The sequence below is a fragment of the Herbaspirillum sp. Her3 genome, from assembly GCF_057961275.1.
Genome location: NZ_CM176328.1, coordinates 1,759,250 through 1,779,247 on the forward strand (window position 1 = coordinate 1,759,250; position 19,998 = coordinate 1,779,247).

General features: G+C 63.6%; 18 protein-coding genes. 10 read left to right on the forward strand and 8 right to left on the reverse strand.

Annotation, left to right across the window (positions count from 1 at the left end):
* Positions 1-266: 266 nt before the first annotated feature.
* From ACVC5H_RS08015 to ACVC5H_RS08030, 4 genes are all read left to right on the forward strand, one after another.
* Positions 267-2,579 carry an NADP-dependent malic enzyme gene (locus tag ACVC5H_RS08015; RefSeq protein WP_489621811.1) on the forward strand — a complete coding sequence of 771 codons (2,313 nt, stop codon included), beginning with the start codon at positions 267-269 and terminating at the stop codon, positions 2,577-2,579.
* Between the two features lie 415 nt (positions 2,580-2,994).
* Positions 2,995-4,380: an MFS family transporter gene (locus tag ACVC5H_RS08020; protein ID WP_489621812.1), complete on the forward strand. Its 1,386-nt coding sequence runs from the start codon at positions 2,995-2,997 to the stop codon at positions 4,378-4,380.
* Positions 4,381-4,486: 106 nt separating this feature from the next.
* Complete coding sequence (locus tag ACVC5H_RS08025; protein WP_489621813.1) at positions 4,487-6,295, forward strand: sensor histidine kinase; 1,809 nt, start codon at positions 4,487-4,489, stop codon at positions 6,293-6,295.
* A gap of 4 nt (positions 6,296-6,299) precedes the next feature.
* Positions 6,300-7,628, forward strand: coding sequence for a sigma-54-dependent transcriptional regulator (locus tag ACVC5H_RS08030; RefSeq protein ID WP_489621814.1), 1,329 nt, complete (start codon positions 6,300-6,302; stop codon positions 7,626-7,628).
* 98 nt (positions 7,629-7,726) lie between these two features.
* On the opposite strand, the gene ACVC5H_RS08035 is transcribed toward ACVC5H_RS08030, so the two are convergent.
* The 3 genes from ACVC5H_RS08035 to ACVC5H_RS08045 are packed head-to-tail and all read right to left on the reverse strand — an operon-like array spanning position 7,727 to position 9,458.
* A complete protein-coding gene (locus ACVC5H_RS08035) occupies positions 7,727-8,392 on the reverse strand; it encodes a DUF799 domain-containing protein (protein WP_489621815.1) in 666 nt (221 codons plus the stop codon).
* On the reverse strand, positions 8,389-8,760 hold the full coding sequence (locus tag ACVC5H_RS08040) for a DUF4810 domain-containing protein (protein WP_489621816.1): 372 nt from the start codon (positions 8,758-8,760) through the stop codon (positions 8,389-8,391). The genes ACVC5H_RS08035 and ACVC5H_RS08040 overlap by 4 nt, the downstream gene beginning before the upstream one ends.
* A gap of 29 nt (positions 8,761-8,789) precedes the next feature.
* Positions 8,790-9,458: a CsgG/HfaB family protein gene (locus ACVC5H_RS08045; RefSeq protein WP_489621817.1), complete on the reverse strand. Its 669-nt coding sequence runs from the start codon at positions 9,456-9,458 to the stop codon at positions 8,790-8,792.
* Between the two features lie 291 nt (positions 9,459-9,749).
* Between ACVC5H_RS08045 and ACVC5H_RS08050 the strand changes: the two genes are divergently transcribed.
* Positions 9,750-10,388 carry a carbonic anhydrase gene (locus ACVC5H_RS08050; protein ID WP_489621818.1) on the forward strand — a complete coding sequence of 213 codons (639 nt, stop codon included), beginning with the start codon at positions 9,750-9,752 and terminating at the stop codon, positions 10,386-10,388.
* A gap of 24 nt (positions 10,389-10,412) precedes the next feature.
* Here the strand turns inward: ACVC5H_RS08050 and ACVC5H_RS08055 are convergent, their stop codons facing one another.
* Both ACVC5H_RS08055 and ACVC5H_RS08060 read right to left on the reverse strand, forming a co-directional pair.
* On the reverse strand, positions 10,413-11,444 hold the full coding sequence (locus ACVC5H_RS08055) for an aldo/keto reductase (protein ID WP_489621819.1): 1,032 nt from the start codon (positions 11,442-11,444) through the stop codon (positions 10,413-10,415).
* Complete coding sequence (locus tag ACVC5H_RS08060; RefSeq protein WP_489621820.1) at positions 11,441-11,884, reverse strand: MerR family transcriptional regulator; 444 nt, start codon at positions 11,882-11,884, stop codon at positions 11,441-11,443. The genes ACVC5H_RS08055 and ACVC5H_RS08060 overlap by 4 nt, the downstream gene beginning before the upstream one ends.
* A gap of 155 nt (positions 11,885-12,039) precedes the next feature.
* Here ACVC5H_RS08060 and ACVC5H_RS08065 point away from each other — a divergent pair, with 155 nt between their 5' ends.
* Positions 12,040-12,783, forward strand: coding sequence for a 2-keto-4-pentenoate hydratase (locus ACVC5H_RS08065; RefSeq protein ID WP_489621821.1), 744 nt, complete (start codon positions 12,040-12,042; stop codon positions 12,781-12,783).
* Between the two features lie 19 nt (positions 12,784-12,802).
* Here the strand turns inward: ACVC5H_RS08065 and bla are convergent, their stop codons facing one another.
* Positions 12,803-13,702 carry a class A beta-lactamase gene (bla, locus tag ACVC5H_RS08070; RefSeq protein ID WP_489621822.1) on the reverse strand — a complete coding sequence of 300 codons (900 nt, stop codon included), beginning with the start codon at positions 13,700-13,702 and terminating at the stop codon, positions 12,803-12,805.
* 114 nt (positions 13,703-13,816) lie between these two features.
* Between bla and ACVC5H_RS08075 the strand changes: the two genes are divergently transcribed.
* The 3 genes from ACVC5H_RS08075 to ACVC5H_RS08085 all read left to right on the forward strand — a co-directional run bounded on the left by ACVC5H_RS08075 (position 13,817) and on the right by ACVC5H_RS08085 (position 16,554).
* The gene (locus ACVC5H_RS08075) at positions 13,817-14,680 is read left to right on the forward strand and encodes a LysR family transcriptional regulator (protein ID WP_489621823.1); all 864 of its coding nucleotides are present in this window, start codon (positions 13,817-13,819) and stop codon (positions 14,678-14,680) included.
* Between the two features lie 208 nt (positions 14,681-14,888).
* Positions 14,889-15,038, forward strand: coding sequence for a hypothetical protein (locus tag ACVC5H_RS08080; RefSeq protein WP_338715937.1), 150 nt, complete (start codon positions 14,889-14,891; stop codon positions 15,036-15,038).
* A gap of 274 nt (positions 15,039-15,312) precedes the next feature.
* Positions 15,313-16,554 carry a cyclic di-GMP phosphodiesterase gene (locus ACVC5H_RS08085; protein ID WP_489621824.1) on the forward strand — a complete coding sequence of 414 codons (1,242 nt, stop codon included), beginning with the start codon at positions 15,313-15,315 and terminating at the stop codon, positions 16,552-16,554.
* A 109-nt stretch (positions 16,555-16,663) separates the two neighbouring features.
* Here ACVC5H_RS08085 and ACVC5H_RS08090 read toward each other — a convergent pair whose 3' ends face one another.
* Positions 16,664-17,653, reverse strand: coding sequence for a M48 family metallopeptidase (locus ACVC5H_RS08090; RefSeq protein ID WP_489621825.1), 990 nt, complete (start codon positions 17,651-17,653; stop codon positions 16,664-16,666).
* 3 nt (positions 17,654-17,656) lie between these two features.
* A complete protein-coding gene (locus ACVC5H_RS08095) occupies positions 17,657-18,778 on the reverse strand; it encodes a YjgN family protein (RefSeq protein ID WP_489621826.1) in 1,122 nt (373 codons plus the stop codon).
* A 346-nt stretch (positions 18,779-19,124) separates the two neighbouring features.
* On the opposite strand from ACVC5H_RS08095, the gene ACVC5H_RS08100 reads away from it, so the two are divergent.
* Positions 19,125-19,892 (forward strand): dienelactone hydrolase family protein, encoded by a 768-nt coding sequence (locus tag ACVC5H_RS08100; RefSeq protein WP_489621827.1) that lies wholly within the window; start codon positions 19,125-19,127, stop codon positions 19,890-19,892.
* Positions 19,893-19,998 lie beyond the last annotated feature (106 nt).

Sequence of the window (19,998 nt, forward strand, 5' to 3'; positions counted from 1 at the left end):
TTCCCCAATACCGCGGGGAGGAGGGCGGTGGCAGCCTCTGGTGCGTCAAATCAAGCTGCGTGCAAATGTGCACATCAGGCGACAAACGGCCGTCATCTGACCTCGGAAAAGCCATGTTCGCGGTCATCATTGTTGGTGGTCGGCGCCCCGCAAAGCCAGTCAGCAGAAGGCTTTGCGCGGAGCAGCATGGATTTGCCGGCCTATGATTGAGGGCCGACCTCTGCTAGAATCGACCCCCTTCGCAAGTCAACTAGAGAATACAGAGTATGGATTCGATGATCAGTAAGAAAGAAGAAGTGCGTCAGCAACTTCGTCAGGCAGCGCTGGACTACCACGAGTTTCCGACCCCCGGCAAGATCGCGGTCACGCCCACCAAGCTGCTGACCAACCAGCGTGATCTCTCCCTCGCGTATTCTCCGGGCGTGGCTGCGGCCTGCGAAGAAATCGTCGCCGATCCGCTCAACGCCTTCCGCTACACCGCCCGTGGCAACCTGGTGGCCGTCATCAGCAACGGTACCGCCGTGCTGGGCCTGGGCAACATCGGTGCGCTGGCCTCCAAGCCGGTCATGGAAGGCAAGGGCGTGCTGTTCAAGAAGTTCGCCGGCATCGACGTCTTCGACATCGAAGTCAACGAGACCGACCCCGACAAGCTGATCGACGTCATCGCGGCCCTGGAGCCGACCTTCGGCGGCATCAACCTGGAAGACATCAAGGCACCGGAATGCTTCTACATCGAGCGCAAGCTGCGCGAGAAGATGAAGATCCCGGTCTTCCACGATGACCAGCACGGTACTGCCATCATCGTTGGCGCCGCCATCCTCAACGGCCTGAAGGTCGTTGGCAAGGACATCAAGAACGTCAAGCTGGTAGTCTCCGGCGCGGGCGCGGCGGCGCTGGCCTGCCTGGACCTGATCGTCGACCTCGGCTTCCCCATCGAAAACATCTTCGTCACCGACCTGGCCGGCGTGGTCTACAAGGGCCGCAAGGAACTGATGGATCCGGACAAGGAACGTTTCGCCCGCGACACCGAAGCCCGCACCCTGGCCGAAGTGATCCCGGATGCCGACATCTTCCTGGGCCTGTCCGCTGCCGGCGTGTTGAAGCCCGAGATGGTCAAGCAGATGGCGGCGCGTCCGCTGGTGCTGGCCCTGGCCAACCCGACCCCGGAAATCCTGCCGGAAGAAGTGATGGCCGTGCGTGACGACGCCATCATCGCCACCGGCCGTTCGGACTATCCGAACCAGGTCAACAACGTCCTGTGCTTCCCGTACATCTTCCGTGGTGCGCTCGACTCGGGCGCCACCACCATCACCCGCGAGATGGAAATCGCCACGGTGCACGCCATCGCCGAGCTGGCCCAGGCCGAGCAATCCGATATCGTGGCCTCGACCTATGGCATCTCCAACCTGTCCTTCGGCCCGGAATACATCATTCCCAAGCCCTTCGACCCGCGCCTGATGATCAAGATCGCGCCGGCCGTGGCGCGTGCTGCCGAAAGCTCGGGCGTGGCCGCCCGTCCGATCAAGGACATGGACGCCTACATCGAGAAGCTGGAGCAGTTCGTCTACCACAGCGGTACCTTCATGCGCCCGATCTTCCAGGTCGCCAAGAAGGCCGCCGAAGCCAAGAAGCGCATCGTCTACGCCGAAGGCGAAGAAGAGCGCGTGCTGCGCGCCGTGCAGGTGGTGGTCGATGAAAACCTGGCCAAGCCCATCCTGGTGGGTCGCCCGGAAGTGCTGGAACAGCGCATCCAGAAGTTCGGCCTGCGCCTGCGCGCCGGTGTCGACTTCGAGGTCATCAATCCCAACTTCGACAACCGCTATCGTGACTACTGGCAGACCTTCCTGGAAATGTCCCGTCGCAAGGGCGTCACCGAGCAATACGCCAAGCTGGAAATGCGCCGCCGCCATACCCTGATCGGTTCCATGGCGATCCACAAGGGCGATGCTGACGGCCTGATCTGCGGCACCTACGGCACCACCCAGCTGCACCTGCACTACATCGACCAGGTGCTGGGCAAGCGCGAAGGCGTCAACGTCTACGCGGCCATGAACGCGGTGATCCTGCCCAATCGCCAGCTGGTGATGGTGGACACCCACGTCAACGAAAACCCCAACGCCCGCGAACTGGCCGAGATCACCATGCTGGCCGCCGAGGAAATGCGTCGTTTCGGCCTGCATCCGCGCGCCGCACTGCTGTCGCATTCCAACTTCGGTTCCAGCAACAATGAATCGGCCCGCAAGATGCGCGATGCCCTGGCGATCCTGCGCGAAATCGCGCCGGAGCTGGAGGTGGATGGCGAAATGCACGGCGATACCGCGCTGGACTCCAAGCTGTTGAATGCGGTGATGCCGGATTCGCCGTTGAAGGGTGATGCCAACCTGCTGGTCATGCCCAACATCGATGCCGCCAACATCGCCTACAACCTGCTCAAGACCGCCTCGGGCAACGGTGTGGCCATTGGCCCCATCCTGCTGGGTTGCGCCAAGCCGGTCCACATCCTGACGCCTTCGGCCACCGTGCGCCGCATCATCAACATGACCGCCCTGTGCGTCATGGATGCGCTGTCGGAGCGTTGATCGCAGGCCTGGTAAAGCAAGACCGTGAAGACGGCGCATGTCGAAAGACATGCGCCGTTTTTGTTGCGGGACCAGCTGCGCCGGATGGTTTTTCGGACATGTCGCGCAGCAGCATTCCGGGAATCCGCACCGGGTTTGGCAGGCGGTTTTGATGGATTTTCGAAAAATCCTTTTTAATCAACGGTTTGCAATTTTATTGCCGTGCTTTTCGTGCTGGCACGAAGCCTGCAATATGAACACCAAAACAAAAAAAGCAAACACGGAGACAGACACCTGATGCGCTCTTTTGCATCGTCTTCACGCGCCTGGTCGCGCTGGCCTCTGCGTTATGCCTTGTTCCGGTTCCATCCAAGAACGATGACTCGCCGCACGCGCCGTCCCAAGGACGAAGCGGTGGCCCCAACAGGAGATCTTCATGAGTGTCACCCCTCAAACGAGCAGCGCGCAAAGCACACCCCTGAGCGCCGCTGAATACCGCAAGCGCATCTTCGCCATCCTGGGCGCCTCCTCCGGCAACCTGGTCGAATGGTTCGACTTCTACGTCTATTCCTTCTGTGCGATCTACTTCGCACCGGCCTTCTTCCCCAAGGGCGACGCCACCAGCCAGTTGTTGAATACGGCGGGCGTGTTTGCGGCCGGTTTCCTGATGCGCCCCATCGGCGGCTGGCTGTTCGGCCGTATCGCCGACAAGCATGGCCGCAAGACCTCCATGCTGATCTCCGTGCTGATGATGTGCGGCGGTTCGCTGGCCGTGGCCGTGATGCCGACCTACGCCACCATCGGCGCCTGGGCGCCGGCGCTGCTGTTGCTGGCGCGCCTGTTCCAGGGCCTGTCGGTGGGCGGTGAATATGGCACATCGGCCACCTACATGAGTGAAGTGGCGCCCAATGGTCGCCGCGGTTTCTTCGCTTCCTTCCAGTACGTGACCCTGATCGGCGGCCAGTTGCTGGCCGTGCTGGTGCTGTTCGCCATGCAGCAGTGGCTGACCAAGGCCGAGCTGATGGCCTGGGGCTGGCGTATTCCCTTCGTGCTGGGCGCGGTCGGCGCGCTGGTGGCAATGTATCTGCGCAGCTCACTGGCCGAAACCTCTTCGGCGGGTGCCCGCAAGAAGAAGGACGCCGGTACCATCAAAGGTCTGCTGCAGCACAAGCGCGCCTTCCTGAACGTGGTCGGCTTTACGGCCGGTGGCTCGCTGATGTTCTACACCTTCACCACCTACATGCAGAAGTACCTGGTCAACACCGCCGGCATGGACCCGAAGGTGGCCAACGGCGTCATGACCGGCGCGCTGTTCGTCTACATGATCCTGCAACCGATCTTCGGCGCCATCTCGGACAAGATCGGCCGCCGCAATTCCATGCTGTGCTTCTCCTTCCTGGGCATGGTCTGCACCTTCCCCATCCTGCATTTCCTCAAGGACGTGAGCAGCCCCGGCATGGCCATGGCGCTGGCCATCCTGGCCCTGACCATCGTCAGCTTCTATACCTCGATCAGTGGCTTGATCAAGGCCGAGATGTTCCCCCCCGAAGTGCGCGCGCTGGGCGTAGGCCTGTCATACGCGGTGGGTAATGCCCTCTTCGGCGGTTCGGCCGAATTCGTGGCGCTGTCGCTGAAGTCGGCCGGCGTGGAATCGGCCTTCTACTGGTACGTGAGCGCACTGTGCCTGGTGGCGCTGATCATCAGCCTGCGCATGCCCGACCCGCAGCGCCACGGCCATCTGAAGGGCGATGTCGCCATGAACCCGGACGAGCATCACGACGATGCCGACGCCAGCGCCGGCAAGCTGCACAAGCCGGCCTGATCGCCGGGCACGGCCGCGCCTGCCTGCCCGGGCGCGCGGCGCGTTATCATGAGGCCTTCAACGCGGCGCCCTGCGGGGCGCCGCGCTGTTTTCGACCTTTCTCTTCATGCGCGCACGACGAAACCTGCTGATTCTGTCCCTGTTCCTGGCCGCCACCCTGCTGGTGTGCGGGATCACCTATCGCGTGGCGCTGGGCCGGGCCGGGAGCGACCAGCAGAACCAGGCCGCCGCACAACTGCAGATCGCCGCGCTGGACCTGGAGTCGATCCTGCAGAAATATGAAGCCTTGCCCTTTGCCCTGGGCTTCCAGTCCGATGTGCGCCAGGTCTTGCAGCATCCCGAGGATGCCTTTTCGGTGGACCGGCTCAATCGGGCGTTCAAGACCATCCAGCAGCAGTCGCGTGCGGTCAATATCTTCATGCTCAACCGCCGCGGGGTGACGCTGGCCTCCAGCAACTGGGATGAGGAATTCAGCTATGTCGGCCGCGATTTCGGTTTCCGGCCGTATTTCCGCGAGGCCATCCAGGGGCGGGCAGGGCGCTTTTATGGCATCGGCAACATTTCCAGCGAACCCGGCTACTTCATCGCCCAGCCCATCTATCGCCGTCAGGACCAGGCCGAGGGCGACCTGCCCATTGGCGTGATGGTGGTCAAGGTGGACCTGGCCGAGTTCGAACATACCTGGCGCAGCAGCAGCGATCCCATCACGCTCACCGATGCGGGCGGGGTGGTCTTCCTCAGCAACCGGCCCGAATGGAAGTACCACAGCCTGCAAGCCCTGAGCGCGCCGGTGCAGCGCGAACTGGCAGGTACCCATCAGTATGCGGACCTGCCCATCACGCCGGTGTCCACCTTGCCGCCCGCCTTGCAGCGCGGCTTCGGCACCCACGTGTCGCGGCCGGTGGGGCGGCTGGGATGGCAGTTGATGCTGTTTCCCTCGCAGGCGCGCATGCAGCGCACGGCCATGCTGTGGGCGATGGCGGCGGCGCTGTTCATGCTGGCGCTGGCCATTTCGCTCTTGGCCTGGTACCAGCATCGCCGCCGCCTGCAGGAGCGGCTGGCCTCGCGCACGGCCTTGCGCCGTGCCGCCGAGGAACTGGACCAGAAAATCGCCCAGCGCACCGAGGAACTGACGGCCGCCAACCAGGCCATCGCCGCGAAATACGCCAAGCTGCAGCAGACCGAAAGCCTCTTGCGCACCACCCAGGACGAACTGGTGCAAGCAGGCAAGCTGGCCATGCTGGGCCAGATGGCCGCCGGCATGACCCATGAGCTGAACCAGCCGCTGGCCGCCATTCGCGCCTTTGCCGACAATTCGGTGAAGTTCCTGGCGCGCGGCCAGACCGAGCAGGTCGCCGAGAACCTGGAACACATCAGCCACGCCAGCGCCAGCATGGGCAAGATCATCGGCCAGCTGAAGGGATTTGCACGCAAGAGCGGCCAGGCCGTGGCCACGGTCGATCTGCGCCAGGCGGTGGAAGCGTCGGTGCGGCTGCTCGCCAGCGACTTCCAGAAGCAGGGCGTGGAGGTCAGCATCGATATGCCGCTGGCCGTGCAGGTGACGGGCGACGCGGTGCGCACCGAGCAGGTCGTCGTCAATCTCTTGCGCAATGCCCTGGATGCGGTGGAAGAGGCGCCGCAGCAGCGTGTCTGCGTGAGACTGGAGGTCGATGCACCGCGCCAGCAGGCGGTACTGCGCATCCGGGATTCCGGCGCCGGCATTGCCGACGAGGTGGCGCCGCACCTGTTCGAACCCTTCTTCACCACCAAGGCCTCGAGCAAGGGGCTGGGACTGGGGCTGGCGATTTCCTCGTCCATCGTCCAGGCCATGAATGGTCACCTGAGCGCACATAATCATGAACAAGGCGGCGCGGAATTCGTGGTGCGCCTGCCGCTGCAAAAGACGGAGAACTGATGTGATGGACAAACCAGCCGCGACCCTCAGCGCCATCCTGATCGAGGACGAACAGGCGGTGCGCCGCGCCACCGCCCAGGCGCTGGAACTGGAAGGCTTTACGGTGACCGCCTGCGCCAGCGCGGAAGAAGCCTTGCCGCTGCTCACGCGCGATTTCCCGGGCGTGCTGGTGACTGACGTGCGCCTGCCCGGCTGGTCCGGCTTGCAGGTGCTGGCCCATGTGGTGCGGATCGATGCGGATCTGCCGGTGATCGTGGTCACCGGCCATGGCGACGTCGGCATGGCGGTGGAAGCCATGCGCGCGGGTGCTTACGATTTCGTGGAAAAGCCCTTTGGCTCGGACAGCCTGCTCGACATTGCCCTGCGCGCCCAGGAAAAGCGCAGCCTGGTGCTGGAAAACCGCCGCCTGCGCGAAGCCTGGGCGCAGGACCCGGAACTGCCGCCGCTGGTGGGCCAGTCGCCGGCCATCGAGCGGGTGCGTACCTTGATCCGCAGTCTCGGTCCGGCCGATGTGGACGTGCTCATCAACGGCCAGACCGGCAGCGGCAAGGAGGTGGTGGCACGCCAGCTGCACGCCGCCAGCGGCCGCAAGGGACCGTTCGTGGCCTTGAACTGCGGGGCCTTGCCGGAAACCGTGTTCGAGAGCGAGATCTTCGGTCATGAGGCTGGCGCCTTCACGGGCGCCCAAAAGCGCCGCATCGGCAAGCTCGAATATGCACATGGCGGCACGCTCTTCCTCGATGAAATCGAGAGCATGCCGCTGGCCCTGCAGGTGAAGCTCTTGCGCGTGCTGCAGGAGCGGCGTCTGGAGCGCCTGGGCGGCAATGAATCGGTGGTCATCGACTGCCGCGTGGTGGCCGCCAGCAAGGCCGATCTGCTCAAGCTCTCGGCCGAGGGGCAGTTCCGCGAAGACCTGTATTACCGCATCGGGGTGGTCTCCATCGACCTGCCGGCACTGAATCAGCGCAGCAGCGATATTCCCTTGCTGCTGGCGCATTTCTGCCAGGCCGCTGCCGTGCGGTACCGGCGCGACGTACCACCGTGGACGGCAGCGCAGATGCAGCAATGGCAGCAGCGGGACTGGCCGGGCAACGTGCGCGAACTGCGCAACTTCGCCGACCGCTGGGTGCTGGGGGTGGAGCAGATCGATGCCGTTCCGGCCGCAGCGATGTCGGCATCCTTGCCGGAGCAGGTGGAACAGTTCGAGGCGGGTCTGATTGCAGCCGCGCTCAAGGACAGCGTGGGCAGCGTGGCCCAGGCGGCCGAGCGCCTGGGCATCCCCAAGAAGACGCTCTACGACAAGATCCGCAAGTATCAGCTGGCCAGCGCCTGAACTAGCTGAAAAGAAAACGCCGCTGCGGTCATGCTGCGCAGCGGCGTCTGGTGTATCAGCAGCACTTGCCTGGCGCAAGCACTGCGGGTCGGTCAGGCTCAGTCTTTCTGGTATTGCGGCGAGCGCGGACCATACAGCAGCCCATTGTTGCCGCCGGCGCGCAGCAGGCGGTTGCTGGTGACGCTGGCCATCTTGTAGCTGGCGTCCGTGGAGGTGCTGATGATCTGGTTGACCACGGCCGAGATCAGCACGCCCAGCAGGCCATTGTTCTGGTTCTGCCGCTGTTCTGCACTGGAGGCGGTCGCGCTGCCCTGCCACAGGGTCTTGCCGGAACGCAGGTCGACCAGCTTGGCATCGGCCGACACCACCGTATCGCTCTGCACCACCTTGTAGGAGGTGCCATAGTCGGTGACGTTGATGTACAGCGCCGCGTCGGCTCCGAAGATGTCATGCAGCTTCTTGACCGGCACCTCATGGATGTCGGCGGCATTGGCCAGGCCGTTCTGCTTGAAGGTCTCGGCCGCCAGGGAGACCGGGATCACGTAGTAACCCGATTCCGCCAGGGGCAGCGTGGCTTGCGCCAGCATGCCGTAGGGGGCGATGACTTCGGAAGAGCTGTTCATCGGCGGCAGCACCAGGATCGAGGCCGGACGCGCTGCCTTGAATTCGGCATAGTCATACGGTTGCGTTTTGTGGGTGGCGCAGCCCGAGGCCAGCAAGACCAGCAGCAGGGCGCCCAGCGCCTTGAATTTGTTGATCATCATTTGCTCAGTCCCTTCTTGTAGTTTTGCATCAGGAAGTCCATATACGGCGCCGATTCCGGGAACAGGGCCTTTTCGGTCTGCAGTTCCTGGACCACCTGGTCTTCCTTGCCGATGGAGGCGTACAGCATGCCCAGGTGCGCGTGGTAGCCAGGCGGCACGGCCTCGTTGTTGGCGCGCATCTTCTGCAGGTTTTCTTCCAGAGCGGCGATCTCGGCAGCGTTGTCATTGCCTTCGGTCTTGAAGTGCGCGTACAGCTGGTCCTGGTAATTGCCCCAGCCGTAGAGGGATTTCTGCTGATGGTTGGCGCAGCCGGCAAGGGTCAGTGCCAGGCCGAGGGCGAACCCGGCGGCGAGCTTCTTGTTCATCATGGTCGGTCTCTTGTGTTGGTCCAGGGGAGTCAGGGCTTCCATGCACCGGAATCGATGCCGGTGACCAGGTTTTGCACCGCTTCACGGATGGCCAGGTCGAGCACCTTGCCATTGAGCGTGGAGTCATAGCTGGCGGTGCCGCCGAAGCCGATGATCTCGCGGTTGTCCAGGCTGTATTCGCCTGCACCCTGGGACGAATAGACCACCTGCGAGGTGTTCACGTCCACGATGTTCAGGTTGACCTTGGCATAGGCAACCTGCGATTTGCCGCGGCCGAGAATGCCGAACAGCTGGCGGTCACCGGTTTCCTTGCGGCCGAACTCGGTCACGTCGCCGGTCACCACGTAGTTGGCACCCTTGAGGGCCTGGGTCTGCTTGTTCAGCTTGGCTTCCTGGGCCAGCTCACCCATGTTGTCGCGATCCATCACGGAGAAGCGATTGCTTTGCTGCAGGTGCGTGATCAGGATGGTCTTGGCCTGCCCGCCCAGACGGTCCACCCCGTCCGAGAAGATACCGCGCAGATAGCTGGAACGGTTGTCGAACTTGCCGACGGCGATCGGACTGCGCGCCCCCTGATACGCCTGCTTGGCGCTGGCCACCTGGGCCACCGGCAGACTGCGTGAATTCTCCGTGGCGCAACCGCCTAGCGCCGTCACCATGGCTACCGCTGCCACGGCCGTGACATACCTGCTGAACATAGTTTTTCCCCGAATTGTTGATGTCGACGAGAGCAGGGCTAGCTGCTCTTCAATGCGTCCGAAAGTCCTGGGCATTGCGCTCCGGGAACTTTCAGACGGGCAATTTTATCAGCCTGCAAGAGGAAAAGTCTGCAAAAAATTCACAAAGATTGAGTGAATTTAACCAAATTCAGCAAGCAGTTAGCGTGTGGATAACAGCTGGCCCATCAGCCAGTGCAGCGGCCGGTGATATCATCGGCGCACATTGTCGTTCCTCGTCCACGCTCATCAAGAATCAAGGCATTTCCCCTCATGCGCGACATCATCAACGGCTTCCTGCGTTTCCAGCAGGACGTCTTCCCTTCCCGTAAAGAACTGTTCAAGAGCCTGGCCAACGGACAGACACCCACGACCCTGTTCATCTCCTGTTCCGACAGCCGCATGGTGCCCGAACTGGTGACCCAGCGCGAACCGGGCGACCTGTTCGTCATCCGCAATGCCGGCAACATCGTGCCGTCCTTCGGTCCGGAGCCGGGTGGTGTCAGTGCCACGGTGGAATATGCGGTGGCGCAGCTGAAGGTGTCCGATATCGTCATCTGCGGCCACTCCGACTGCGGCGCCATGACGGCGGTGGCTACCTGCGCCTGCCTGGATCACATGCCGGCCGTGCGCAACTGGCTGCATTACACCGATGCCGCCCGCATGATCAACGAATCGCGGCATCACGAGACCGACAAGGACCGCATCGACGGCATGGTGCGCGAGAACGTGATTGCCCAGCTCAACAACATTCGCACCCATCCCTCGGTGGCCGTGGCGCTGGCGCAGGGACGGCTGGGGCTGCATGGCTGGGTCTATGACATCGAGAGCGGCTCCATCCTGGCGCACGATACCGCCACCAATACCTTCGTGCCGCTGGCGCAGCACCCTGCGGCCAGCAGCGACGAGTGAGGCGCGCCAGACCGGCTCGCGCCTTCAGCGGTTGAGCATTTTCATGCTGGCTTCGGTATAGCGTTCGCCTGCCGCAGCCCCGCGTGGGAAGACCGCCTCCAGCGCCAGCAGGTTTTCGGAAGAAAGCTTCACTGCGGCGGCCCCCGCATTTTCTTCCAGATAGCGGCGGCGCTTGGTACCGGGGATGGGCACGATGTGCGGGTCCTGGGCCATCACCCAGGCCAGCGCCAGCTGGCTCGGCGTGCAGCCATGCTGTGCTGCCATTTCCTTCACTTGCTCTACCAGCCGCAGATTGCGGGCGAAATTCTCGCCCTGGAAGCGCGGATTGGTGCGGCGGAAATCATCCTCGGCCAGGTCTTCAAAGCGCTGGATGGCGCCGGTCAAAAAGCCCCGGCCCAAGGGGCTGTAGGCGACGAAGCCGATACCCAGCGCACGGCAGGTCGCCAGCACCCCGGACTCCGGATCGCGCGTCCACAAGGAATATTCGCTCTGCAGCGCCGTCACCGGATGGACCCGGTGCGCCCGCTCCAGTGTGGCGGCCGAGGCTTCCGACAGTCCGATGTAGCGGATCTTGCCGGCCTGCACCAGGTCGGCCAGCACGCCCATGGTGGCCTCGATGGGCGTGGCCGGGTCGATGCGGTGCTGGTAGTACAGATCGATGGTCTCGATCCCCAGGCGCTTGAGGCTGCCTTCCACCGCCTGGCGGATGTAGGCCGGGCTGCCATCCACGCCGCGCGCATCCGGGTTGGACGGGTCGCGCCGGATACCGAACTTGGTGGCGATGAAGAACTTGTCGCGGCGTCCCCGGATGGCGCGGCCGACCAGTTCTTCATTGGTGTAGGGGCCATACATGTCGGCCGTGTCGAGCAGGTTGATGCCCAGCTCCAGGGCGCGGTCGATGGTGGCCAGCGATTCGGTGTCGTCGCGCTGTGCATAGAAATCGCTCATGCCCATGCAGCCCAGGCCCATGGCCGAGACCAGCGGGCCATTGCTGCCCAGGCGGCGGGTGCCGACCTCGGAATGCGGTTGCAGGTGGGCGGTGAGGGGTTCGGTCATGGTGTCATCCTTTCTTCGTTGAGGGCGCTGTCAGCGCTGCGGCGCGTGGGAGCGTCGGCAGCGCAGGCTTGCCGTTCCAGTTCGTCATAGAGGACCAGCTTGTGCTGCAATACCGCCAGGTTGTCCTGCAGCTCTGCCAGCGTGTGTTGCACGCACAGCGTATGCGCCTGCAGCATGGCACGGCGCTCGCGCACGCTTTCCACCGTATTGCCCGCCCGGCGCAGCTCGGCATAGCGCAGCATGGCGCGCACCGGCAGGCCGGTGGCCTTGAGCTTCTTGAGGAAGGCGATCCAGTTCAGGTCTTCCTGGGTATAGCGGCGATGGCGGTTCTCACGCCGCTCCACCGGATCGAGCAGACCGATGCGTTCGTAGTAGCGCAGGGTATGCACCGACAGGCCGGTCGCTTCGGCCGCTTGGGCAATGGTCAGGGAAGTCGTCATGGCAGCCAGTCTAGAAGTTGGAGTGCGCTCTAAGTCAAGCACTCCTGCCATTATCGGCATCTCGGTCGGAGCCTGCTGGCACCGGGGAGTTCATTGCCGCGCTGGCAGCCAGTACAATGCGCGCTGCATTCATTTCAGCTCCGGAGACTTCGCGCATGCACATTGACGCCGCCACCCAACTTCTGCTCGACGCCCGCCACAGCGGCCTGGCCCTGGACTGGCGCCGGCTGGCCGTGGGCGATGCCGAGACTGCCTATGCCGTGCAGGATGCGCAATTGCGGCGCCTGGGGCCGGCCGGTGGCTGGAAGGTCGGTAGCAAGGGGGATGGCAGTGAGCCCGGCTGTGCGCCGCTGCCGGCCTCGGGCGTATTGCCTTCCGGTACGACGCTGGCCGGTCCGCAGTGGCGCATGCGCGGACTGGAAGTGGAGCTGGCCCTGCGGGTGGGGCGTGATTACGATCCGGGCGAACAGGTGCCGGACGAGGCCGAGCTGCGCACGGTCTTCGATGCCATCCTGCCGGCCATCGAAGTGGTGGAGACCCGCCTGGGCCATCCGCCCTGTACCAATCCCTGGGCCGGCATGGCCGACCTGCAAAGCCATGGTGCCCTGGTGACGGGTACGCCGCGGCCGCTGCCGGCCACGCTGTCGCTGTGCCAGGTGGCGGCCAGTCTTTGCATCGATGGCCAGGAAATCACCCGTACCCTCGGCGGCAATCCGGCCGATCTCTGGACCATGCTGGGCTGGCTGGCACTGCATTGCGCACGCCGTGGCCAGCCGTGGCGCCAAGGTCAGATCATCACTACCGGTTCCTGCACCGGCCTGCAACTGGCGCGCGCCGGGCTGCAGGTCGAGGCGGCGCTGGAGGGCATTGGTGCGGTGTCGTTCGGCTTTGCTGGCTGAACAGGCGACGCTTTTCTTTTTAGGCCATCAACTGGCCGATCAGGCGCCCGACCTCGGCATGTACGGCATCGCGCCGGGCATCGGTGGCGGCATTCTCCGTGAGATAGACCGCAAACAGCAGCGGCGCGCCCTTGTCCGTCCAGACCACGCCGACATCATTGGCAGTACCCAGGCGACCGGTGCCGGTTTTGTCACCCACCTTCCAGCCGGGTGGCAGGCCGGCACGCACGCGCTTGTCGCCGGTCTGGTTGGCGAGCAGCCACTGCGTGAGCTGCTGGCGTGATGCGGGCGTGAGCGCATCACCCAGTACCAGCCGGCGCAGGTCGGCGGTCATGGCGGCCGGCGTGGTGGTATCGCGCGGATCGCCCGGGACGGCTTCATTGAGCGTGGGCTCGTTGCGATCCAGGCGGGTCAGCGCATCGCCCAGCGTGCGCACGAAGCGGGTCAGCCCGGCCGGGCCGTCCATGCTGGCCAGCATCAGATTGGCGGCGGTGTTGTCCGAGAGGGTCACGGCCGCTTCACACAACTGCGCCAGTGACATTCCTTCGCCACCAGTGTGCTTGCCCGTGGCCGGGGAGTAGGGCACCAGATCCTGCCGGCCATAGACGATGCGGCGCCCCAGCTGTTCCTGGCCCTGATCCACGCGGCGCAGCACGGCAGCGGCTGCCAGGAACTTGAAGGTGCTGCACATGGGAAAGCGCTCATCGGCGCGATAGCCCCATTGGCGGCCCCCGTCGGCATCGACCAGCGAGACGCCCAGGCGCCCGCCGACATCGGCTTCCAGCCGGGACAGGGTGGTGGTGAGTACGGATGAGTCCACAGTTTTACTTGCGCCTTGTGGCTGGGCCGCCCAGCTGCGGCTGAGCAGGCCGCCTGCAGCCAGCGCCGCCAGGGTCAGGAAATGGCGTCTTCCGGACATGGTTTCTCCTCGATAAATGATGGCAACAGGGCTGCATCATAGGCAGTAGCCGTCGCTCTCACAATTCACCATAATTGGGAGCAAGCCCAAGAAAAACTGATGCCTGGAGTTGCCATGTACCTGCCTCTCAATGCCCTGCGCGCCTTCGAAGTTTCGGCCCGCCATCTCTCCTTCACCCGCGCCGCCGAGGAATTGAGCGTGACCCAGACCGCCGTCAGCATGCAGGTCAAGAACCTGGAGCAGCGCCTGGGCGTGGCCCTGTTCCGACGGCTGCCGCGCGGACTGGCCCTGACCGATGAAGGGCTGGCGCTGCTGCCGGTGGTGGCGCAATCCTTCGGGCGCATTGCCGACGTGCTGGCCCAGTTCGAGGATGGCCGCCGGCGCGAGGTGCTGACCGTGGGCGTAGTAGGGACCTTTGCGGTGGGCTGGCTGATGCCGCGCCTGCGTGAGTTCCAGCAGCAGCATCCCTTCGTCGATCTGCGTCTGCTGACCAACAACAATCGCGTCGACCTGGCCGGCGAAGGACTCGATTACGCGATCCGTTTTGGCGATGGTGCATGGCACGGTACGGAGGCTGAACGTTTGTTCGAAGCGCCGCTGGCGCCGATGTGTGCGCCGGAGATCGCTGCGCGGCTGCGCACGCCGGCTGACCTGGGCGCCGAGACGCTGCTGCGTTCCTATCGCAGCGACGAATGGCGTCGCTGGTTTGCGCAGGCTGGCGCGCCTTGTCCGCCCTTGCGCGGCTTCGTGTTTGACTCCTCGCTGGCCCTGGCCGAGGCTGCCGCACAGGAGGCGGGCGTGGCGCTGCTGCCGGTGCTGATGTTCGAGCGCGAGCTGCGCCAGGGACGCCTGGTCTGCCCCTTCGTACAACGCATCGTGCTGGGTGCCTACTGGCTCACGCGTCTCAAGTCACGCCCGCAAACCGCTGCCATGGCGGCTTTCCGGGGATGGCTGCAGTTGCACGCGAGCTGCATGTAGGTGCGGTTGAGGTGATGATTGCGCGCAACACTTACGGCCATGTCAGAGAAATCCTGATAGACGCCGGGCCGGCATGCACATACAATAAATGATATAAACAATTTATACGGTTTGTGCCGGCCGTATGAATCAAAACCATGGACAGCCCGGCACTGGCAGAACACCTTCGGGAGGCCTGCCATTCGTCAACAGTGAAAGGGGGTAAGTCATGCACTACTTCGCACAACTCTATCGCAAGCTGGTCGATTTCCTCAACGACTCCAGCGAACTCGATACCGGATCGCACCGCGGTGCGCCGCATTGCTGCAGCCTGTATTCAGGCTTGTCGAGCATGCCGCAGGATGAGCAGCGTCACTGAGCCAGCGCTGGTCACGCCTGACTCACCTGACAACCCGGGCCGCGCCAGCGCCCCGGGTTTTTCTTTGTCCGGGACCAACGCATTGCCTGCACAGGCGGGTCGGGTGTCTTCGTGGCTCTAGTCATTGCGCGGTTTTTTTTAAGAGTGTCATCAGGAATTCCCTGCTAATCAAGCCGCGCAAGATGTAATACATTCGCATGAGGTACGCGCTGCAGCGGCACCGGAGCGCGACGCCCTGCAGACGGACCAGCGAAGCAACTTCACTCAGGCTCAGATGACCCAAATCAAAAAAATCAGCGTCAGCGACTTGGCGGTGGGCATGTATTTTTCCGGATTCGATGCCCCCTGGATCGACAATCCGTTCTGGCGCACCAAGTTTCTCATCGAACACGCGGCGGACGTGACCCGCGCACGCAGCGCTGGTTTCGAATTCTGCTGGATCGACACGTCATTGGGGCGGGATGTCAGCCCAGCCCCGGAGACCGTGGCCGAGGCCGATGAAGTGCCCATCGCGCCACCTGCGCCGCCCATGCCGGAAGATGAATACCGCGAAGAATTGAGCGAGGCCTTGCGGATCTACGAGAGCGCCAAGGAATCGACCCAGCAAATGTTCAAGCAGGCACGTCTGGGCAAGACCCTGGATGTGGAGCGATGCCAGGATCTGGTGGAGGAAATCGCCGCCTCGGTGACGCGCAATTCGAATGCGCTGCTCAGCATCATCCGCCTCAAGCGCGCCGATGAATATACCTATCTGCACTCCATTGCCGTGTGTACCATGATGGTGGCGCTGGCGCGGACCATGGGCATGGATACCACGGCCTGCAAGGAAGCCGGCCTGGCCGGCTACCTGCACGATGTAGGCAAGGCCTTCATCCCGCTGGACGTGCTCAACAAGCCCGGCAAGCTGACCGACCAGGAATTCCGCATCATCCAGCGCCACACCACGCTGGGCTATGAATACCTCAGCGGCTTCGCGGGCGTGCCGGACTACGTTCTCGACGTGTGCCTGCATCACCATGAAAAGATCGACGGCAGCGGTTACCCCGGGCGCCAGCAGGGCAACCAGATCGACCTCTATTCACGCATGGCGGCAGTGTGCGACGTGTATGACGCCATCACCTCGGACCGCAGCTACAAGGCCGCCTGGGACCCTGCCGAATCGCTGGCGCGGATGGCGACCTGGACGGGCCACTTTGACCGTCCCATCTTCCTGACCTTCGTCAAGACGCTGGGCATCTATCCCATCGGCTCCATCGTCAAGCTGCGCTCGGGCCGCACTGCCCTGGTCATCCGCCAGAACCACAAGGACCTGACCAAGCCAGTGGTCAAGGCGTTTACTACGGCCGTGTCGATCGAGGCACTGGAAAGCGAGATCATCGATCTGTCCGCACCGGACCAGAATGACGTCATCATCGAGCGCAGCGGGCAGGACTGGATTCGCAGCAACGGACTGGTTCTGGATTCCCTGAAGGCATTGCTGGAAGGTGTCGAGAGTACGCCCGATCCCGGGCAATAGCCGACATTTCCCCCCGAAAGCGGATGCGGCAGGACACGTTCTGCCGCGTCCTGCAAGAAGACTGACGGCCGCCATTGAGGCGGCCTTCGTACTTTGCCAGGGGCTGCGTTCAGCGGGTGCCAAGGATGTGAGCAATGCGTTCGTCATTGGCCGGGTGGCTGGAGAGATAACGCGAGGCCGGGCCGTTCGTGCCTTCGCCCTCCAGCTTCTCGAACACCAGCGCCAGTTTCTGACGCGGCAGGCCATTGGCCTTGAACATGGCAATGGCGTAATCATCGGCTTCACGCTCGATGTCGCGCGAATACTTCAGATCCAGCAAGACCGTCGGGATGTTGGCCAGCACCGCCGAGACATCGCCGAACAGCACCGTGGCCGTAGCCGCCATGGCTGAACTCTGGATCAATCGCCGCATCAGGTGGCGCCGGTGCACGTGGCCCAGTTCATGCGCCAGCACACCCATGAGGGCTTCATCATCGTCCAGCAGCTGCACGATCTCGTCGGTCACCACGATCTGGCCCGAGGGCAAGGCAAAGGCATTGGGACCGATGCGGCTCTTGCGGAACACGATCTGGTAATCGGGCGCATCGGCCAGCGGTGCCGTCAAGGCGCGAAAGCGTGCCGTGATGGCCTGGGCACGCCGTGCATCGAGCTGGCTGGGGGCCAGCACGTGCTGGTCGAGGAATTCCAGCGTTCCCTGTCCGACCTGGCGATCCACTGCCACTGGCAGCAGCGCCGTGATGCCTTGCGCGGCCAGCGGTAGCAGGTACAGGTAGCTCAGCACCACCACCGCGACCAGCGCCGCGCAGGCCGCCAGTGCATGGCGCCAGCTCTGCTGCAGCCGGACCACCCATGAATCGCGGTGGCCGGTGTCATGCAGCAGGGCGCTGAAGGCGGCACCATCGATGATCTCCAGATAGGCGCCGTCGGGAAAGCTGACCTTGCGCGCCGCCCGGGTCAGGCGCTCGGAGACGCGCAACCGGGCAATCGGACAATCCCGCTCCACTTCGCCGCGTACTTGAGCCACGCCGTCGCTGACGGTCAGCGTCACCTGGTGGCGTCTGGAAGTCTTGCCGTCGTAATAGGAAGCGCGGACCGTCATGGCTTACATCGACAGATCGAAGTCGAGCAGGTCGCCCAGGCCTTCGCCGGTGGCCGAGCCGGGCGATTCGCTGGAGGCGATGAATTCATCCAGGCTGCTGGCCGGCAGCAAGGCAATCGACTCGATGCGATAGCGCATCATGCGGATCTGTGCGAAGGGCGTAAACAAGCCCAGCGTGAAAACGATGCCCAGGACGTTGGTCAGCATGATGGCTGCCGTGCGGCCCCAGCGCATGCGGCTTTGGAAGCGATGCTCGCCTAATCGGGTATTGTTCCAGATGAGGTTTTGCAGCAGCGTCACCCACAACGGAATGATCAGGAAAGACCAGACATAGAGGGCCAGCAACATCGCCGAGAAGGCGAGCAGGGCACGCCAGTCAAGGTGCGCCATATGGAACAGCGCCGCACCGCCAAAGCCGAGGAAGATGATCACCATGCCGGCGATCCAGCTGCCGATACCGGCCAGGAAGGCCAGGTAGAACGCCCCGACAGAACCGTGGAAGGAGAAGTGGGTCGCACCGAAGCGCGCTTCATTGTGCTGGAACCGCTTGAAGCGTTGCGACGCCAGCGGCATCAGCAATCCGCCGCTGAAGCCCGCGATCATGGGCCATAGCAGGAAGTTCTTGAAGGCCCCACCCAAGCTGCCGCGAAAACCGAAACGGATACCGCGATAGCTGGTGCTGTAGAGCTTGAACTGCAGGCTGCGCCAGATCAGCCAGGGGCTGCCCAGCATGAGTGCCAGCGCCGCGATCAGGCCCAGCAGAATGTTGATGTAACCAGCCACCTGGTAGGCCACCAGCAGGACGACCGCCAGAATGCGGCCCTTGAGGATGGCGACGGGATTGCCGTGATAGTCGAAGCTGGCTCCGGCCACCGAGGTGTTGTCGTAGAAGTAGCGCAGCCGGCGCACCTTGGCCCAGGCCGAGTAGATGCCCAGCGTCACGACCGACAGCAGCAGGTTGACGATCCAGATGCGGAAATATTCCGAACCGCGTCCGGAAAAGGAGAACGCTTGCGGTGCGCTGTGGTCGGCCGAGTCGCGCAGGGTGGTGGCGAAGGTGGCCGGCGTATTGGAAGCAGAGGAAGCCGGAACGGCGGAGTCAGGCAAGTCAGGTTGATCGTTCATGGAAGCTCTTGTGTTGATTGTTGTAGAGAAGAGGTCTGCCGATGGGGTCGGGCAAGAATCCATTGCTCGCAAGTAAAAGTCAAGTTGCCGGGCATCACCATGCGTCTTGTATGGATTTTGTATGGGCGGGCCTCGCATTTGTTCGAGGCCCATTGGTATGACCTCCTGCAGAAACGCACTGTTTGTGCGAACATTGCTGCCCACATGCGGTCAAGTCGAGGGCATGGCTGAGCTGGAAAACGGTATGGCCCCGTTGCCCTGACCGACCGCATTCGCGCCAAACACAAGTTTCCTGAACGCCGTCCGCCTCCACGCCGGGCGGCGTTTGCCAACCAAAGGAGCCTCCATGTCCACATCCTGGAACACCGCCGCCATTGCCGAGAAGCTCGGCATTCCCGCTTCCGATCTCGGTATCGAGACCATCGCCCACAGCGCCGACGGCATCGACTACGAAAGCGTCCTGCTCTACAACAAGGCCCAGCCGCCGGTCTCGGGCGTGCTGACCGTGCCCAACTACTTCGGCCTGCGCCAGCAGGCGCTGGAGATCGCCGCCACCACCATCGGTGCCGGCCACGCCATCCTGGTGGCCGATGTGTTCGGCAAGACCTTGCGTCCGGCCAATCCGGATGAAGCCCTGGCAGCCATCATCCCGCTCAAGAAGGACCGTGCCGAACTGCGCAAGCGCATGCATGGCGCGCTGAAGGTCTTGCGCGAGCAGTCCTTCGCCAGGCTCGACAGCGGCAAGCTCGGTGCCTGCGGCTTCTGCTTCGGCGGTACGGCGGCGCTGGAACTGGCGCGTGATGGCGCTGACGTGCGCGGCACCGTTTCGCTGCACGGCGCGCTCGATACGCCGGCCCCGGCCGAGAGCAAGGTCAAGGGCGCGGTGCTGGTGCTGCATGGCGTGCAGGACCCCTCCGTGCCGCGCGATCAGGTCAATGGCTTCATCGATGAGATGAGCGCGCTCAAGATCGACTGGCAACTGGTCAACTATGGCCAGGCCGGCCACTCCTTCACCGATCCGGATGCCAATCACCCGGGCTTCTTCTACCACCGCCAGACTGCCGAGCGTGCGGCCGTGGCGCTGCAGGCCTTCTTCGGCGAAGTGCTGGCCTGACGTTTTCAGGCAGGGCCTGGACGTTGGCCCTGCCGACCTGATCTTCACCGCTGTGCGGCCGCGCCCGAAGGCCGCACAGCGGGCATCACCACAACAACAAGAGACG

Coding starts and splice junctions, on each gene's coding strand:
- ACVC5H_RS08055 (WP_489621819.1), bottom strand. CDS start 11,444: ATGACCGAACCCCTCACCGCCCACCTGCAACCGCATTCCGAGGTCGGC.
- ACVC5H_RS08065 (WP_489621821.1), top strand. CDS start 12,040: ATGCACATTGACGCCGCCACCCAACTTCTGCTCGACGCCCGCCACAGC.
- ACVC5H_RS08035 (WP_489621815.1), bottom strand. CDS start 8,392: ATGATGATCAACAAATTCAAGGCGCTGGGCGCCCTGCTGCTGGTCTTG.
- ACVC5H_RS08075 (WP_489621823.1), top strand. CDS start 13,817: ATGTACCTGCCTCTCAATGCCCTGCGCGCCTTCGAAGTTTCGGCCCGC.
- ACVC5H_RS08060 (WP_489621820.1), bottom strand. CDS start 11,884: ATGACGACTTCCCTGACCATTGCCCAAGCGGCCGAAGCGACCGGCCTG.
- ACVC5H_RS08090 (WP_489621825.1), bottom strand. CDS start 17,653: ATGACGGTCCGCGCTTCCTATTACGACGGCAAGACTTCCAGACGCCAC.
- ACVC5H_RS08025 (WP_489621813.1), top strand. CDS start 4,487: ATGCGCGCACGACGAAACCTGCTGATTCTGTCCCTGTTCCTGGCCGCC.
- ACVC5H_RS08045 (WP_489621817.1), bottom strand. CDS start 9,458: ATGTTCAGCAGGTATGTCACGGCCGTGGCAGCGGTAGCCATGGTGACG.
- ACVC5H_RS08020 (WP_489621812.1), top strand. CDS start 2,995: ATGAGTGTCACCCCTCAAACGAGCAGCGCGCAAAGCACACCCCTGAGC.
- ACVC5H_RS08100 (WP_489621827.1), top strand. CDS start 19,125: ATGTCCACATCCTGGAACACCGCCGCCATTGCCGAGAAGCTCGGCATT.
- ACVC5H_RS08085 (WP_489621824.1), top strand. CDS start 15,313: ATGACCCAAATCAAAAAAATCAGCGTCAGCGACTTGGCGGTGGGCATG.
- ACVC5H_RS08080 (WP_338715937.1), top strand. CDS start 14,889: ATGCACTACTTCGCACAACTCTATCGCAAGCTGGTCGATTTCCTCAAC.
- ACVC5H_RS08040 (WP_489621816.1), bottom strand. CDS start 8,760: ATGATGAACAAGAAGCTCGCCGCCGGGTTCGCCCTCGGCCTGGCACTG.
- ACVC5H_RS08050 (WP_489621818.1), top strand. CDS start 9,750: ATGCGCGACATCATCAACGGCTTCCTGCGTTTCCAGCAGGACGTCTTC.
- bla (WP_489621822.1), bottom strand. CDS start 13,702: ATGTCCGGAAGACGCCATTTCCTGACCCTGGCGGCGCTGGCTGCAGGC.
- ACVC5H_RS08030 (WP_489621814.1), top strand. CDS start 6,300: ATGGACAAACCAGCCGCGACCCTCAGCGCCATCCTGATCGAGGACGAA.
- ACVC5H_RS08095 (WP_489621826.1), bottom strand. CDS start 18,778: ATGAACGATCAACCTGACTTGCCTGACTCCGCCGTTCCGGCTTCCTCT.
- ACVC5H_RS08015 (WP_489621811.1), top strand. CDS start 267: ATGGATTCGATGATCAGTAAGAAAGAAGAAGTGCGTCAGCAACTTCGT.